The organism is Emticicia aquatilis, assembly GCF_014644295.1.
In the GTDB taxonomy this organism is placed as follows: Bacteria; Bacteroidota; Bacteroidia; order Cytophagales; family Spirosomataceae; genus Emticicia; species Emticicia aquatilis.
On sequence record NZ_BMKK01000002.1, the window covers coordinates 693,705 to 710,158 of the forward strand.

Annotated in this window: 14 protein-coding genes; 7 read left to right on the plus strand and 7 right to left on the minus strand. The window is 37.0% G+C overall.

Going from position 1 to position 16,454, the window contains the following annotated elements:
* Nucleotides 1–17: 17 nt before the first annotated feature.
* The 4 genes from IEX65_RS07060 to IEX65_RS07075 all read right to left on the minus strand — a co-directional run bounded on the left by IEX65_RS07060 (nucleotide 18) and on the right by IEX65_RS07075 (nucleotide 6,377).
* Nucleotides 18–3,644: an ABC transporter permease/M1 family aminopeptidase gene (locus IEX65_RS07060; protein WP_188765317.1), complete on the minus strand. Its 3,627-nt coding sequence runs from the start codon at nucleotides 3,642–3,644 to the stop codon at nucleotides 18–20.
* A gap of 13 nt (nucleotides 3,645–3,657) precedes the next feature.
* Entirely contained in the window at nucleotides 3,658–4,530 is an 873-nt protein-coding gene (locus IEX65_RS07065) for an ABC transporter ATP-binding protein (protein ID WP_188765318.1), read from the minus strand.
* A 248-nt stretch (nucleotides 4,531–4,778) separates the two neighbouring features.
* Nucleotides 4,779–5,339, minus strand: a complete 561-nt coding sequence (locus IEX65_RS07070; RefSeq protein ID WP_188765319.1) for a 50S ribosomal protein L25/general stress protein Ctc — start codon at nucleotides 5,337–5,339, stop codon at nucleotides 4,779–4,781.
* Nucleotides 5,340–5,426: 87 nt separating this feature from the next.
* Nucleotides 5,427–6,377: a ribose-phosphate pyrophosphokinase gene (locus IEX65_RS07075; RefSeq protein ID WP_188765320.1), complete on the minus strand. Its 951-nt coding sequence runs from the start codon at nucleotides 6,375–6,377 to the stop codon at nucleotides 5,427–5,429.
* A gap of 129 nt (nucleotides 6,378–6,506) precedes the next feature.
* On the opposite strand from IEX65_RS07075, the gene IEX65_RS07080 reads away from it, so the two are divergent.
* The 5 genes from IEX65_RS07080 to IEX65_RS07100 all read left to right on the plus strand — a co-directional run bounded on the left by IEX65_RS07080 (nucleotide 6,507) and on the right by IEX65_RS07100 (nucleotide 11,682).
* A complete protein-coding gene (locus IEX65_RS07080; protein ID WP_188765321.1) occupies nucleotides 6,507–6,899 on the plus strand; it encodes a hypothetical protein in 393 nt (130 codons plus the stop codon).
* Between the two features lie 37 nt (nucleotides 6,900–6,936).
* Nucleotides 6,937–7,467, plus strand: a complete 531-nt coding sequence (locus IEX65_RS07085) for a hypothetical protein (protein ID WP_188765322.1) — start codon at nucleotides 6,937–6,939, stop codon at nucleotides 7,465–7,467.
* Nucleotides 7,468–7,596: 129 nt separating this feature from the next.
* Complete coding sequence (locus tag IEX65_RS07090) at nucleotides 7,597–9,768, plus strand: TonB-dependent receptor (protein ID WP_188765323.1); 2,172 nt, start codon at nucleotides 7,597–7,599, stop codon at nucleotides 9,766–9,768.
* A 96-nt stretch (nucleotides 9,769–9,864) separates the two neighbouring features.
* Nucleotides 9,865–10,455, plus strand: a complete 591-nt coding sequence (locus IEX65_RS07095; protein ID WP_188765324.1) for an RNA polymerase sigma factor — start codon at nucleotides 9,865–9,867, stop codon at nucleotides 10,453–10,455.
* Between the two features lie 3 nt (nucleotides 10,456–10,458).
* Complete coding sequence (locus IEX65_RS07100) at nucleotides 10,459–11,682, plus strand: hypothetical protein (protein ID WP_188765325.1); 1,224 nt, start codon at nucleotides 10,459–10,461, stop codon at nucleotides 11,680–11,682.
* Nucleotides 11,683–11,725: 43 nt separating this feature from the next.
* Here IEX65_RS07100 and IEX65_RS07105 read toward each other — a convergent pair whose 3' ends face one another.
* Nucleotides 11,726–13,333: a S8 family serine peptidase gene (locus IEX65_RS07105; RefSeq protein ID WP_188765326.1), complete on the minus strand. Its 1,608-nt coding sequence runs from the start codon at nucleotides 13,331–13,333 to the stop codon at nucleotides 11,726–11,728.
* Nucleotides 13,334–13,392: 59 nt separating this feature from the next.
* Between IEX65_RS07105 and IEX65_RS07110 the strand changes: the two genes are divergently transcribed.
* Nucleotides 13,393–14,679, plus strand: a complete 1,287-nt coding sequence (locus IEX65_RS07110) for an aminopeptidase P N-terminal domain-containing protein (RefSeq protein WP_188765327.1) — start codon at nucleotides 13,393–13,395, stop codon at nucleotides 14,677–14,679.
* Nucleotides 14,680–14,727: 48 nt separating this feature from the next.
* On the opposite strand, the gene IEX65_RS07115 is transcribed toward IEX65_RS07110, so the two are convergent.
* Entirely contained in the window at nucleotides 14,728–15,267 is a 540-nt protein-coding gene (locus IEX65_RS07115; RefSeq protein WP_188765328.1) for an NADH-quinone oxidoreductase subunit B, read from the minus strand.
* Between the two features lie 73 nt (nucleotides 15,268–15,340).
* Nucleotides 15,341–15,907: a Crp/Fnr family transcriptional regulator gene (locus IEX65_RS07120; RefSeq protein WP_188765329.1), complete on the minus strand. Its 567-nt coding sequence runs from the start codon at nucleotides 15,905–15,907 to the stop codon at nucleotides 15,341–15,343.
* A 140-nt stretch (nucleotides 15,908–16,047) separates the two neighbouring features.
* Here IEX65_RS07120 and IEX65_RS07125 point away from each other — a divergent pair, with 140 nt between their 5' ends.
* The gene (locus tag IEX65_RS07125) at nucleotides 16,048–16,446 is read left to right on the plus strand and encodes an Xre family toxin-antitoxin system antitoxin (protein WP_188765330.1); all 399 of its coding nucleotides are present in this window, start codon (nucleotides 16,048–16,050) and stop codon (nucleotides 16,444–16,446) included.
* Nucleotides 16,447–16,454 lie beyond the last annotated feature (8 nt).

Consider the following 16,454-nt stretch of genomic DNA (forward strand, 5'->3'; position numbering starts at 1 on the left):
TTCGCCCCACGAATTATTTACACTCCTTCTGCTTTTGAGGCAGTTTTTGTATTATCGTCACTGTGACGGTCAATGAGTTTGTTTATTGGGTCGATACCTGCTTTTTTAGGTTCTTCTTTTACAATAATCGTAAAGATATTTTCCTTTTTGGCGATTTTTCGTTTCTGTAAATACAACAATTTGTCTTCGCCTTTGGCATCTTTTCCATATACACCAACATCAATCCAATCATTTATCGCAATTGGTTTTTCATTTCCCGAACTATCAGCTCTAAATTTCTCGCTGATAGTCTTAATCGTCACTTCGTAAGTTTTATCTTTTAGTTGTTTGTAACTCACACTTTCGGTCTTGTTCTCAAAAAGCGTGATGGTTTCAAACATATCCTTAATAATATATTGCAACGAATCAGGTGTTTGAGCCTTAATATATTTCAATAAATCATTACTCGTTGGATAACGCTTGAATTTTGAATCTGGCCCTGGATATTGCCAATCAGCCAAGAAATTACGCAGAGCAAGGTTTACTTTTTCTTCTCCGATGTAATCTTGAAGTGCATACATCACCATTGAGCCTTTTCGATAGTGAATGTAGCCTTGTCCTTCAACCAGATTGAGTGGCTGTTCTTTTTTGCGTTCAGCCGAACGGCCTCGTAAATAAGTATTTAACTCATATTTCAAGAACTTCTGCATTAATTCTGGTTTTACGGCGTGTTTCATTACCATCAAAGCCGAGTACTGAGCTTGAGTTTCTGACAACATGGCGTTTCCCTTCACATTAGCTTCTGCTACTTGGTGTCCCCACCATTGATGTCCGAGTTCGTGAGCAGTTACATAAAACGGCATATCTAAATCTTCTTCTGGGTCAGAGATTTTCTGAATGAAACCTATCCCCTCAGAAAACGGCACTGTATTGGCAAAAGACTGAGCAAATTCTGAATATTTCGGAAACTCCATGATACGCATTTGGCGATACTGATACGGGCTAAAGTTTTTCGAGAAATAATCAAAAGAAGACTTCATCGACGACATCATTTTATCCAAATTGTATTCGTGGCCTTTGTTGTAATAAATTTCGAGATTGACACCATTCCATTTATCTTTTTTGACTTCATATCGAGCAGAAACAATAGAATAAAAATTACACATCGGAACATCCATTTTATAATAGAAATACTTACGATTATTGTCTTCCCAAGATTTTTGCAAATATCCTGGTGCAATAGCCGTTTGGTCTTTTTCGGTACCAATTACCATTTCAAAACGAATATAATCTGCATCATCACCAAATAAACTTTGCGACAAGCCAATTGGGTCATTTTGCTCCATCATACGCTCTTTCTCAGGTAATTTATTCGACCTACGAGAGTCATCATCACCAATTTCATACTGATTTGCGTAGCCAATCGTCGGAAAATATGTATTATTGAAAAATGTACCGTTATAAACCACATCCGTATTTGAGCCACCTGCCACAAAGCCATTCGTTTCAAATTTTGTCTTGAACGACATTTTTACGGAATCCTTCGGTGCAAGTGGTTTGGCTAATGTATAAATCGTATAACCAAACTTTTCGTACTGATTATTGGCCTTTGCTCCGCCTTCAAACTTCAAATATTCAAGTTTCATTTTATGCTTAATATCATTCTGAATATGCACATCAGCAATCGGTTTTTCGGTTTTATTTTTCAACCAAAAATATCCTTCGGCTGTAAAGTCTCGACTGCTCGGATAAATCTCGACTTTCAGATTTACATCAATTATCTTGGGTTGAGGCAAATTCTCGAATTTCTTCAAAGTTTTTTCGTAGGCAACTTGCTTTTTCTCTTGTTCTTCTCTCGATTCGTATTTATTGATATTATTTGTATTGTAAAACACATAACACCCCGCTCCCACAAACGCCAAGAAAGCGAATATACCAAATGTAAGAATCGGTCGAGTAAGGCGAAGCTTACCTACTTTAATCCGAGTTTTCAAAAGAGCTTCTGAACCACGAACCGATAAAACTACCGCAACGACAAATAAAAAGACCACCAACATTAACCAATAGAATTTCAGCCATGAAAACGATGTAATGAAATGGCCGTATTTATTCATATCAGAGTAGTCTCGGAGGCTTCCACTGCCAAACATTATCAACGGATGCTGAATACCCGCTGCTCCCAAGAAAAATGTAGCCAAGAAGAAAACAAACATCATTGCAAAACCAATGAACTTGTTATTGGCCATGACTTGCACAAAAAATGAAAGCAATGTATAAAGCACCAAGAATGCTAAAGTACTGGTAAACAGTGTTTTAAAATACAAACCGATTTCAAAATTGAAATATCCGTGTCCTGCTTGAACCAAAACTCCTGCAACTATCAGAATCAAAAGTAAGCCAATGTAAACTATCAACATCCCGATAAATTTTGCCAGTAAATTGACCCAATCTGGCACTGGAGTGGCATCTATAATCAGGTGCATATTAGTTACACGTTCTTTCCAAATTAATTCACCTGAATAGAAAACCGCAATTATCAGAAAATACATATCAAAACCATTGAGTAGCCCCAACACATTGGCTGTAATTGGGTACGAACTCGTGCCATACATTTTTTGGAAGTAAAATGAGCTAACTGTCAAATCAACCAAACCCACAAAAACAATAGCAATAAATGGTACTTCACGAACCACCATTTTGAAATAGAAAATCGCTTGTTTCCAAAGCTGCGAAAGGTTAGTGCCAAAGCCGTTAAACTGATGAACAATCGGAATTTTCACCAATTCAGGATTGATTTTTTCTTTGATTTCTTTGATTGCCTTTTTCTTGAAAAGGCTATTTCTGACTACATTAAAGCTAAACAAATAGTAAGTTGCCGCCAAAACCAAAAGACCAAAACCACCCCAAGCCAAGCGATTCCACAATAAAATACCTTCGAGTGGCACAATCTGAGAATTCTTTTGAGCGGGTGTCCAGTATTCAGTAAAAATACTAAACGCACGCACACCAAAAGGGTCGAGCATTGCCGAAAGTGTCTTATTATCAATATCTTGCAGCAAAGTATCAGATACTTGATAAAGCACAAATAGTATAATTCCTTGCGTATAAATAACAATCGTTGAACGACTCAAAGCACCTGCTGCGAAGAAAATTGCTCCTTGAATAAAGAGATTTGTTACTCCCCAAACCATGAAAGGTTGCAAATATGCCCAAGCATCAAAAGCGAGCATTGTTTTTTCTTTCCAAGAGGGGTCCCACGGTAAAAATTTCCCGATGGCAAAACCAAATATAAAGGCCATCCAAATAGAGCAGTAAATCAACACCATCACCAAAAACGAACCAAAGAAACGCCCAAACAAATAATCGAATTTCGACATCGTGGTGCTGAACATCAGCGATTCGGTTTTATGTTCAAAATCACGGAGTACAGCTACCCCCATAATTGCCGAACATATAAACGTGAAGAAGAACGTCATAATGATGGTCATGAACGCCAAATTGAAAGGAGAATTTTCTTTAATTTGACCGCCAGCCACACCTCCGATAGTGACATATTTGGAAGTTACGGCAGCAAAACACAAGACAAATAAGATAGCAAAATAAATATAAGTAGCAGGTCGATTTTTACGATACGAAAACTCAAACCTAAGTATTTCTTTTAACATAGATAGTTTTGGGTTAAGCGTTTGCAAAAATTTTCGAGAAATAAACATCTTCTAAATCACCAGTAACTGCCGTAAAAGTTCCATCGGGATTAGTATCAGAAAGTACATGAATAATTGGGTTTCCGCCAATCAGTTTTTCTGAAATTACTTTAAAGTTGTGTTTATAATCCGACAATTCGGTCTTATTAATTCGTTTTTGCCAAATTTTACCTGTAATCTGACTCAAGGCCTCATCAGGACTACCTTTGAATAGTACTTCTCCTTTGTTAAAAATTGCCATATCAGAGCATAATTCTTTCACGTCTTCAACGATGTGGGTCGAAAGAATCACAACAGTATTTTCACCCAATTCCGACAAAAGGTTTAAGAAACGATTTCGCTCAGCAGGGTCAAGTCCTGCGGTTGGTTCATCAACAATGATTAGTTTCGGATTCGCCAGTAACGCTTGTGCAATTCCAAATCGTTGTTTCATACCGCCCGAATATCCACCTAAATTTTTCTTACGGGCATCCCAAAGATTTGTTTTCTGCAATAAAGCTTCTACAACAGATTTACGCTCGGTTGAATTGGTGATACCTTTCAAAACTGCCAAATGATTGAGCAAAGTGTAGGCATCAACTTTTGGATAAACCCCAAATTCCTGCGGCAAATACCCAAGTGTTTTTCGCACATCATCTTTTTGTTTCAATACATCAATATCACCTAAACTTATTGAGCCATTATCTGGCTCTTGTAAAGTCGCGATGGTTCGCATCAATGATGATTTTCCAGCTCCGTTTGGCCCTAAAAGCCCAAACATTCCTTGGTTAATGGTAAGATTGACATCCTTGAGTGCTTGGACGCCGTTTGCATAAGTTTTGTTTAGATTGGAGATGACTAACTGCATAGGGTTTGTGTTTAAATAGGTTTTCTCTGAACTAATTTATAGTTTCAAATTAACGAATTTACCCTACTTTAGCCAAGTAAATGGTATGAAAGGAACGTAGTTGGGGTTGAAGTACAGATATTTTGTGACGAATTGTATAGTAAAATAAGGAGTTTGAAGTGAAGGAAAGCCTCAATTAGCCAAAAACAAAAAATGGCGAGCTGAAATTCAGCTCGCCATATCTATTAGCGATAAGTATCATCAATTAATTATTGACCACGCAATGCACGAGGAATTGAGATAAAGGCAACTGGATTGCTCGCAGCTTCCAAAATTTTCACTCCTTCGATTTCTGCAATAGTACCAACTTTCACTGATTTACCTAAATCTAAATCTTTAATATCAATGTTGATATAATCTGGGATGTTTTTAGCTGGTCCTTGAACACGGATTTTTTGCATTTTTTGAACCAATTTACCCCCTTTCTTTTGACCTTCTGATGGGCCATGTAATTTAACAGGCACTGCAACTTTGATAACTTTATCAGGCGTGATTTCTAAGAAATCAGCGTGGATAATTTGGTCAGTAGTTGGGTGATACTGAGAATCTTGTAAAATACCAGTGTAAATTTTACCTTCGATGTTGATTGTTACTTCATAAACATCTGGAGTAAACAACAACGGACGGAATAAATACTGTGGTACGTAAAAAGATACTTGCTCAGTTCCTCCGTATAATACACACGGAACCATTCCTTGACCACGTAATTCTTGCGATGCAGTACGACCGAGATTCGCTCTGTTATACCCTACAATCTCTGCTTTTTTCATATTATTTTTTCTCCTTACTCTCAAATCGGAGTTTTTTTAGTGTATATCGTGCCTTGAGAGTTCAGTTAAAGGCACAATCTTTAGGAATTAAAGCCCTAAAATTTGTTGGTTATTTATAAATAAAGTGCTAATAGACCCATTATCACGGATTCGTCCGATGGCTTTTCCAAATAATTCGGCTACAGAAAGAACCTTAATTTTTTCGTTTACTTGGCGTAACGGAATTGTATCTGTTACTATCAATTCTGTAAGTACCGAGTTTGAAATATTATCGTTGGCTTTGCCAGATAAAACTGGGTGTGTACAAAACGCTCTTACCGATTTTGCACCTTTCGATAAAATCAATTCGGCAGCTTTACAAATCGTTCCACCTGTATCAATCAAGTCATCGACCAAAATTACATCCGAACCTTCAACATCTCCGATTAATTGCATAGAAGCAATTTCGTTAGCTTTTTTGCGGTGTTTGTCGCAAATCACAATGTCAGCATCGAAAAATGAAGCAAACTTACGGCAACGAGAAACTCCACCAACGTCAGGAGAAGCAAATTTAAGATTTGTAAGATTTTGAGCTTTTAAATAAGGCACAAATACTGAAGTTCCTTCAAGATGGTCAACTGGAATATCAAAGAAGCCTTGAATCTGACCAGCGTGTAAATCCATTGTCATTACTCTGTCAGCACCTGCGGCTGTAAGCATATTGGCAATCAATTTAGCAGCAATACCAACTCTTGGTTTATCTTTGCGGTCTTGGCGAGCATATCCGAAATACGGAATAACTGCACAAACATAGTGAGCCGAAGCTCGGCGAGCGGCATCAATGAGCATTAGAAGCTCCATGATGTTATCGCTTGGTGGAAAAGTAGATTGGACAATGAATACATCGCAGCCACGTACTGACTCATCAAAACTCACTGAAATCTCACTATCGGCAAAACGGTTGATACTTACCCCACCTAAATCTTTGCCATAAAAATCTGCAACTCGGCTCGCCAAATAATTAGATGACGTACCAGAAAATATCTTAACTTCTGCCATGTTATTGGTTATGTCTCGAAAAGAAAGTGCAAAGGTACGGCTTTTGCTTAAAAAATCACAGATAGGATTGATTATTTTCTGAAATTTTACATAGATTTGCGATATTCATGGATTAAACATTCAAGGGCCATGACCAACAAAAGATTAAAATTAATGCAGTTGTCGTTAGTGGACGAAGTTCCAGAGTTAAACAAAATTTTCTTTTTAGATGTCTTTGCCGAATCTTATTTTGATTCGAGCCGAAAACGCATGCGTTTGAATACTATCAACGGGCAAAGCGTACCACGAGATTTGAAGGTTAGTTGCCCTGCAAAATTAGTTGCAAGCTACCCAGAAGGCACAATTTTTAAATTAGATGCCCGATTGGTTCGTCGTGGCGATGGTCGTCATCCTTACTTTATTGCTGTCAATCGTAGTAATTTACAAAGAGCACTCGAGTTCTTTGATTATAATTTAAAAGTACAAAACGGATTCGATTACGAATTCCCGAAGAAGAAAGAAAAAAAAGAGAAGGTCAAATAATACAATTGACAGGTGGAGCAGCTTTAGGCATTATTTTATGAAAAAATTTTTCTCTTGGACATTACTTTTTATCGTAGCACTTAAAATTGGCGGGTTTATCGTCATTTTAAGTGTAGAGAAAGAAATGGCAAGAAAACAAATGAAACAAAAAATTGCTGAAAGCATTGATATTAATACTCTCACTTGTATTGTAGGTACTCCAGAAAATCTTCAAAAAATAGAATGGGAAGAAGATGAAAAAGAGTTTTGGTTTGAAAATGAACTTTATGATATTGTAAAAACTCAAACTCGTGGTAGGCTTACTTATTATTACTGCCTATCTGATGCAAAAGAAAAAGAAGTCATCGCTAAAATCAAACAGTTCTCAAGCAACCTACAATCACAAAACCCGATTAGCAGTTCAACAAAACAAGTGTTGACGCTCATTTTTCAGCCAATTATTTTTAATCTTTTATATTCTCCATCGTTCAAAACTGTCAGTTACTCATTATCTACTAAGTTCAAATCCATCACTACTTTTTATCAGTTCTTGCATATTGCAAAATTATTAGAGCCACCCCAGTTTTAGTTTTTAGTCGATTTTTCCATTCTAACATTACAGCTAAACTGTATTGAATAGAAATTTATTCAGTATATCTCCACGAATGTATTTCGTTGGAGTAATATTTTCTTGTAATCAAAACTAAAAACTATTTTCATGAAAAGATTAATTATTTTATTATACATTCTTAGCTCTTTTTCGGCATTATTTGCACAAGAAACACCCAAAGCACTCGATGAGGTGATTGTGAAAGAAAAACGAAAAACAGCTAAAGAAAGAGGCGAGTTCAAGCGTCATGCACAAAGTGTTGAGGCTCTCACGGAAGAAGATTTGAATCGTAATAACCCTGCATTTATCGAACAAAGCTTGGGTACAATGGCGGGCGTCCAAGTTGATAAAAGAACTCAGTTAGGTGGTCAAAGAATCGTGATTCGTGGTTATGGCAATGACCAAAAATTCAATAACTGGGGCGTGAAAGCATACTATAATGGTATTCCGCTAACAACTGCTGACGGTGTAACGATTTTAGATGATATAGATTTTGCAACTGTCAATAATATTGAAGTAATCAAAGGGCCAGCTGCGACCATGTACGGTGGAGGTGTAGGTGGTGTTGCTCGTTTTTACCTAAAACCATCAGAAGACAAAGGAGTAACATTAACCGAAAAAGCAGCCGTTGGTTCATTTGGCTTATTCCAATCTAATACCCGATTAGATATTGTGAACGATAGCTCTTCAATGTTTTTGAGTTACGGACATTTGCAATCAAACGGCTACCGTCCTCGTGGTAATAGTTTGAAAAATTATCTTACTTATATGGGTGAATTTAAGCTCACAAAAAAACAAACGGTAATTGCTTACATCAGCCATAACTTCTCACACGAAGGAGTAACAGGTCAGATTTCGTATGCAGATTATTATGCGGGTATTGATAACGGAAACGCAGCTTATGCCAAGAAAAATGCTCGAAATGACATTTTAGCTACTCGTTTCGCCCTTACTCATCAGTATGCTTTTACATCGAAAATCAGCAATAATACTTCTGTTTTTTATTCTAATCAAGACTTCAAGCGTGTAGCTGCTGGTGCCGACGAAAGCAGTTTAAATCCAAATTTTGGTTTAAGGTCAGTGTTTAGTATTAAAGGAAACTTTGGTGCAAATGTTACTAATGATTTGAATCTTGGAACCGAGTTACAGCAATCTCGTTCGCTTATTTCTAATTATCGTTTCTTGGGTACGGATGATGCCAATCCGTTGAAAGTTCAAGATATTTCGAGAGGTTCTTATTTTAAATATACAACTAACCAAAATTCGTTTTTTGCCCACAATCGTACAAATTTCACTAAATACGATTTAGCTTTAATTTTGGGAGTAAGTGCCAATCATCTCGACTACAAACGTATTGACTTATTAGCTCCGCTTGGTTTGGTTGCAGGCTACAACAAAGATTTATCATTTACAAAATCTTTTACAACATCTGTCAACCCGCACATAGCCTTACAAAAAACAATCAACAAACAAATCATCAATTTGAGTTATAGCGAAGGATACAACGCTCCAACTGCCAGCACAGCATTTATCGGTACAATCAACAAAGCAAACGATGATTTATTGCCAGAAAAAGCTCGTATGTTTGATTTAGGTGTGCAAGGTTTAGTATTCAATGGTAAATTAGACTACCAAGTTTCGGTTTTTACGATTGACATTAAGAATAAACTTACACAACTTTCGGGCGTAAACCCTGCTGGTGGAACTTACACTTACTTTGCAAACACTGGTAATCAGCTCAATAAAGGCGTTGAATTGAGTTTAGGATACTTAATTATTCCGGGCAAAGGTGATGGCTTTATCAAAAAAGTTGAGCCGTTTTTAAATCTTTCGAGCTATAACTTTAAATACACCGACTTCGTAACAAGATTTAGTAACGCTCAAGTTGACTATTCTAAAAAACAAGTGGTTGGTGTTCCTAAAACTAAATATACAGCAGGTATTGACATTGTATTAAAGTCTGGTTTCTATTGGAACAATACTTACAATTACATGGGTGAGGTGTACACAGACTTTGCTAATAGCAATTTAGTAAAAAGTTTCGGACTATTTAACAGCAAAATCGGCTACAAACACGTTTCACCTAAATTCGATTTCGATGTATATGTAGCGGGAAATAACCTTACTAACCAAGTCAATTACACATTCCTATTCTTAGGGAACAACATCAACGACTCTGACCCAGGTAGTGGTTATCCAACTGGTGTTGCTACTGATGTGAACCCAGGCCCAAGCAAAGCTTACTATTTTGGTGGTGTAAATGTGAGATATAAATTCTAATATTTCAGAAATACCAATCAAATTCATAAATTTGACAGCGTTTCTACGGAAAATTTACGTCTTAGATAAAAACACCCATCTAAACGTAAATTTTCCGTGATTACAGCAACTACAGAAATTTACTTCAACCCATTAACTCGAAAGCCACTATTGAACTCAAATAGTTTGATGGAAGTAGTAGAAGACTGCCTAAAAGGCAAAGAAAGTGCCATGAAGAAATTCTACGAGCATTTTCACGGCTTTGCTTTGTCGGTGTGTCTAAGCTACTGCGAAAATCGTGACGATGCTCTCGAGATAATGAACGATGGTTTTTTGAAAGTTTTTAAGAGTTTAGATAAAATCGAGAATATCGAGCGTATCAAACCGTGGCTCAGGCGTATCATGATTAATGTAGCGATTGACCATTTTAGAAAAAACATCAAGAATCAAACCACCCAATTACCAGAAAATATTATTGAAACAAACTTCGGCGACACATCGGTTTATGCCCAACTTTCGTCTGAAGATATTATGAAGGCAGTGCAGAGTTTACCAACCAATTATCGTTTGGTTTTTAACCTTTATGCCATAGAAGGGTACTCTCATAAAGAAATCGGCGAAATGCTAAACATGGCCGAAAGTACATCCCGTGCTAATTTATCTTTAGCCAATGGTTTGCTTCGTGAGAAACTCAGAAAAATGCTTTAAATTATGCAAGAAGAACAACAATTTCATCGGTTTATCAGGGAGAAACTTGAGGGTTTTAGTCCTGAAAAATCACCAGAAGACTGGAAGAAGATGAAGCGTAAGCTACTTATTAGCAAAACTTTACGTTTCCTCTACCCTACTTTTGGGCTACTCTTGCTTAGTTTAATTTATGTAGTTGTGAGCGAAACTCCAATCGTGGAGTTTTATATGAGCAGTAAACCTCTATCGCTCGAACTTACGCCATCAGAACCCGAAGAAACAACTAAAACTACAACGCAGAGCCTTCCTCCTGCCGCTGAATCTACCAAATCGAGTATTGAAGAACCCGTTTCAAAATTAAATGAATCGCCAGTTTTCCCTGAATTATACAACGAAACCCAAGAATTTGACGAATCAAACGAGACGGAAGTTAAACTCAATAAAATAACGAATAAAAGATTAGTTTTTAAGGATAATCTCGCCGATGATTTAGCCGAAAAAGAAATTAGATTCCTTTCGGCAAGTGCGGTTTCGATGAGTGATAAAATTTCGAGAGTTAGAGCCCTCGGAAAGACCTATGAGCTTACCTCGTATGATGCTCTCGATAGAAATATTGATAAATGGAAAAACATAGTAATTGTCTGTGACATTACTTCAACGATGTTTCCTTATACCACACAGCTTTTCGATTGGATGAACGAAAATACTGATAATAAGTCGATTAAAGGAATTGTGTTTTTCACAGATTGCGATAGTCTTGGTCGCCAAACTCGTGGACGTCTTCCAGGCAAAATGTTTACGGTCAGAACAAAAGACGAACTCGTACTTTGGGATACAATGTTTGCGGCTATCAATAATACTGAAAACAATAAAGATAAACCCGAAAATAATATTGAGGCAATTCTTTATGCACAAAAAAACTTCCCTGACGCTGACGAAATCGTGATGATTGCTGATAATAGCAGCGAAGTAAAAGATATGAAGCTCTTATCGAAAGTAAAGAAGAAGGTGCATATTATACTTTGTGGCGAAACATACCGCAAAAACTTAGCATTCCAAGACGATTATGTGCAGATTGCCAAGAAAACCCAAGGAACAATACATACTTTAGAAGATGACATTGAAAATGTTTCTAAAGTGAAAGATATGAGCGTGGTGAGGGTCGGAAATATTTATTTCCGTTTCCATAAAGGAAAATTCTATACAACTAAGTTTTTGACAAGGCCAAACCACACCCCCAACCCCTAAAGGGGAGTTCCTTTTTTATACAACTTTAATCTTTTTCTCCCCTTCAGGGGTTGGGGGGTTTCCAAATCACCTCTACCACTTCTTCACGAGTCATTACGGTTGTTTGTTTAACTGATGGATTTCGTTTGAGCGGAATAAAATTATATTTAGCCTTTACAGATTCTTGTGTAATTACGTGAGTAGCATTTTTCTTGTGAAAAACCACTGCAATTTCACCAACTGGCATCGGAATTTCTACTTGTTTTTCGTTTTCGGCTACTTCTATGATTCTTGGTTCAACTTCACTGAGCGGTCTTTTTGCTGCTAATTTCAGTGCTTTCTTGGCACTCGGAACTCCATAACCGATAAAATTATTGCCATAAGGGTAAAGATTAGCCGATTTTTCGAGGATTGTACGAATTTCTTTGTTATTCAAATTTGGAAATGCTTGCATGATACACGCCACAAAGCCAGTAATTACTGGAGCCGCCAACGATGTACCAAAAAGCGAAAAACACGATACATTGGGTTTCATATAAGTCAAAAACTCTGGGCCGATACTACTATACCCCATTTTCATCCCCAATTCATTCGTTGCACCGATAGCAATCACCCCATCTACATCGGCTGGAGTCGAGATAATTCTCCATGAACTATCATCACCTTCATTGCCTGCCGAAACCACCAAAACTATACCTTTTTCGTCAACTGCCATTTTTGCAGCACGGGCAATCACGCTTGTTTTTCCATCCATTTGTTCGGGTGTATAGCTTTCTTTTGGATTTGAAAAACCTTTTGCGTAGCCCAGTGATGTATTTATCAATCGTACCCCCAAACTATCCATCCATTCCATAGCGGCCATCCAGTTATCTTCCTCACCTCTAAATTCTTTATTCCCGCTATCGGTTCGAGCTAAATAAAAATTGGCATTTGTTGCCAACCCAATCTGAAAATTTTCTTTAAAATTTCGACCAGTAATGGCATTCAAAACTTCAGTTCCGTGAAAATCAGATGCAGATTCTCTTTCGCCAAAATAATCTTTTTTCTTTGGGTTTACATAGTCTTTTACACCTAAAATCTGCTTTCTTTCAAATAGGTGTTTGAGGGTTTGTGTATCGTTTGCACCGAAAAAACCAGCATCAATTACACCAATGGTTACACCTTTGCCATTTAAACCAGCATCTAAAAAATGTTCGATACCAATTTGTTTCATCGCAAAATCTACACGAAGGTCATCGTTTTGTTGTTTTTCAACGTCGGCAAGGTTAGAAACCTTGCCGACGTTTTTATTAATATGCTTTATATTTGCTAGCACTGCCTGACTTTCAATAGGTATTATTTCTTTGACAAAATCAAACCTCTTCACTTTTTCTATCTGAGCGTCAGATAAATTTGCCGACACAGCATTCAACCATTTTGATTTTACAAGTGGCTGAATACCAGACTTTTCTAAATCAGTAGTATATTTTTTTGTGAGTGGTAAATCCGAAAATTGATTTTCGACCAAACCAAGCATTCGTCTATTTTCTTTGCATTTTTCAGAAATCGCTGGCTCAGCATTTACCTCTTTATCAGTAAAAACTACCCAATATTTTGACTGCTGGGCTTCGGCTTTCAGAACAAATGCAGAGAGTAAAATAAAAATTGAGAAAATTTGGTTGAATCGAATCATTCGTGTTTGATAATTTATAATTTCGCAAATATTCTAAAATTTCTACTTAAAAAACGAAAATGCGTTACGAAAAAATTGATTCGCAACTATTTATCTCAAATCGTGAAAGATTAAAAAGCCATCTCAAGCCCAATTCGATGGTAATTGTTCAGTCGAATGATGTTTTACCGAGTAACGCTGATGGCACTTTTGGGTTTCGTCAAAATAACGATATTTTCTATTTGACAGGTATCGACCAAGAAGAAACTATTTTGGTTCTGTTTCCAGATTTTCCCGATGAAAAATTTAGAGAAATTTTATTGGTTAGAGAAACCAGCGAACATATAAAAGTTTGGGAAGGAGAAAAACTTTCTAAAAAACAAGCCACCGAAATTTCAGGCATCGAAAAAGTGGTTTGGACGAGCAGTTTTGAGACAATTTTACGAAAACTCATCTTCTTGGCCGACCAAGTTTACTTAAATCTAAACGAACACGATGGTGGAGAATGGAATTTTGAAAGTCGTGAACGAAGATTTATTACTGAATTTAAACACAAATTTCCACTTCATCGAATTGAGCGTCTCGCCCCTTTGATGCACCAATTGAGAGTAATCAAACACCCAATAGAGATTGATTTAATAAGAAAAGCTATCGAAATTACGGGCAAAGGCTTTGTAAGAATGGCCAAATTCTTACAACCAAAAGTTGCCGAATTTGAATTAGAAGCCGAACTCACACACGAATTTTTGAGAAATCGCTCACGTGGCCATGCCTTTGCTCCTATTTTGGCTTCGGGCGAAAGTGCTTGTGTGTTGCACTATGTAACGAACAATAATCTGTGCGAAGCAGGCGAAGTTATTTTGATGGATTTTGGGGCCGAATATGCCAATTATAATGCCGATATTACTCGTTGTTTGCCAGTAAATGGGCGTTTCACGGCTCGACAAAAAGAAGTCTATTCGGCAGTTTTGAATGTAATGAAAGCGGCAAAAAAGATGCTTGTCGTAGGAAATACCATGGAAAACCTACGCAAAGGAGTAGGCAAAATAATGGAAATAGAATTAATAAAACTGGGTTTATTGAAGCAAAGTGAGGTTGAAAATCAGAACGAAGATGCCCCACTTTATAAAAAGTATTTCCCTCACGGAATCTCGCATCACTTGGGGCTTGATGTACATGATGTGGGTAATCGCTATGAAGTCTTTAAGGCAGGAATGCTTTTCACTTGTGAACCAGGGATTTATATTCCAGAAGAAAAACTTGGTATCAGGCTCGAAAATGATATTTTGATTACAGAAACTGGTAATGAAGATTTAATGGCCAATATTCCGCTCGAAATAGAAGATATTGAGGCATTGATGGCATAAAATAAGCAGTTGAAGTCGAAGATATTTTCTTCGACTTCAACCATAAAATTAAATATTATACGATTGTAAAAGTATGTCGTATTCTTCACTATTTCTTCTTCGTAATCCTTCGTTCTGGACCATTTTCTGAATTTCCATCAATCCATCTATAATTTGCTCGGGGCGAGGCGGACAACCCGGAATATAAATATCGACGGGAATAATTCGGTCAATGCCTTGCAAAACCGAATAGGTATCAAAAATACCACCCGAAGTAGCACACGCACCAACTGCCACTACCCAACGAGGCTCAGCCATTTGGGCGTAAACTTGCTTCAAAACGGGAGCCATTTTCTTCGAGATAGTTCCCATTACTAACAATAAATCGGCCTGACGTGGCGAAAAACGTGGAATTTCGGCACCAAATCGAGAAATATCATAGTTTGTACCAATCGTTGCCATAAATTCAATGCCACAGCAAGATGTAGCAAACGGCAGTGGGAACAACGAATAACTGCGGGCGAGTCCAATCACTTTTTCAAATGAAGTAGCAAAAAATCCGCTCCCTGAATAGCCTTCGGGAGCTTCAACGATGTTTATTTTAGTCATAAGTTCCTCATAAAATTGAAGAAACAAAGGACTATGTTTAGTATAAAAAACTTTTTAGCATAAGCTAAAAAAACTAATGTTTTTGTTTTCTGGCTCGACTCAAAGTCACTTGATTCATACCCAAATACGAAGCGATATGTCCTAGTGGAGCTCTTTGTAAAATTGTAGGAAAATTTTCTAAAAAATCATCGTATCGTTCTTTAGCACTCGCAAATTGCAAGCTGTCTATCCGTTGCTGTAACATGAAAACTGTATGAAGTGCTATTAATCTACCTAATCTTTCTAAGTCATGATGTGCTTGGTATAGGTTTTCGAGTTCAAAAATATTGATTGATAAAATTGTTGATGGCTCTAATAACTCCACCGAATGAATGAAATCTTTGATTGGCTTACTTCGGAAAATTGGACCAAAAACACCATTTTCGGCAGCAAAAAAGTCTGTAATTTCTCGTTCCTGATTATGATAATAAATTCTGACTAAACCTTTTTCAATAAAATACAGTCTATCGCACTTCGAAAGGTCAGGCACAAGAATATGGTTCTTAGGGTATGTTTTTTGAACCATTTTATGCGAAAGTGCTATTTGAGCAGCTTCCGAAAGTGGACAGATAGAATTTATGAAATTGTTGAAATTTTGCATACTTCTTTTATATTTATCGACCTAATGACAGCAAGATTGACTGGCAATGATAAACATTTTTTGGCTCAACTTATAAAAAGCAATAAAGACTTTGGGAATTACGACATTTTTCGTTTATTTTACGACAAATGTCAGAAGTTATGTTTTTATTATTTAATCAATCGGTCAAAAATCAATCGGATTTGATTGAATTGGCCCGAACAGGAATTCCGAAAAATGCAGTCGTAAAAATGGCAAAACAATTGTCGTTTTCGGGAAAAGAATTGGCTATTATTATCAATCTTTCGGAACGAACACTACAACGCTACCCAGATAATAAAAAATTAGAAAAAACAGCTTCGGAAAAAGCCATCCAATTGGCAAAACTTTACGAAAGAGGCAGCGAAGTTTGGGGAGATTTGGAGCGTTTCAAAGGCTGGATGCGTCACCCGAATCCATTTCTTGGCTCAAAAACACCGCTCGAAATCCTTGATACGAATTTTGGTTTTGAGATGGTTTTGGACGAAATAGGTAGAATCGAACACGGAATTTTAGCCTAAGCGTTTCT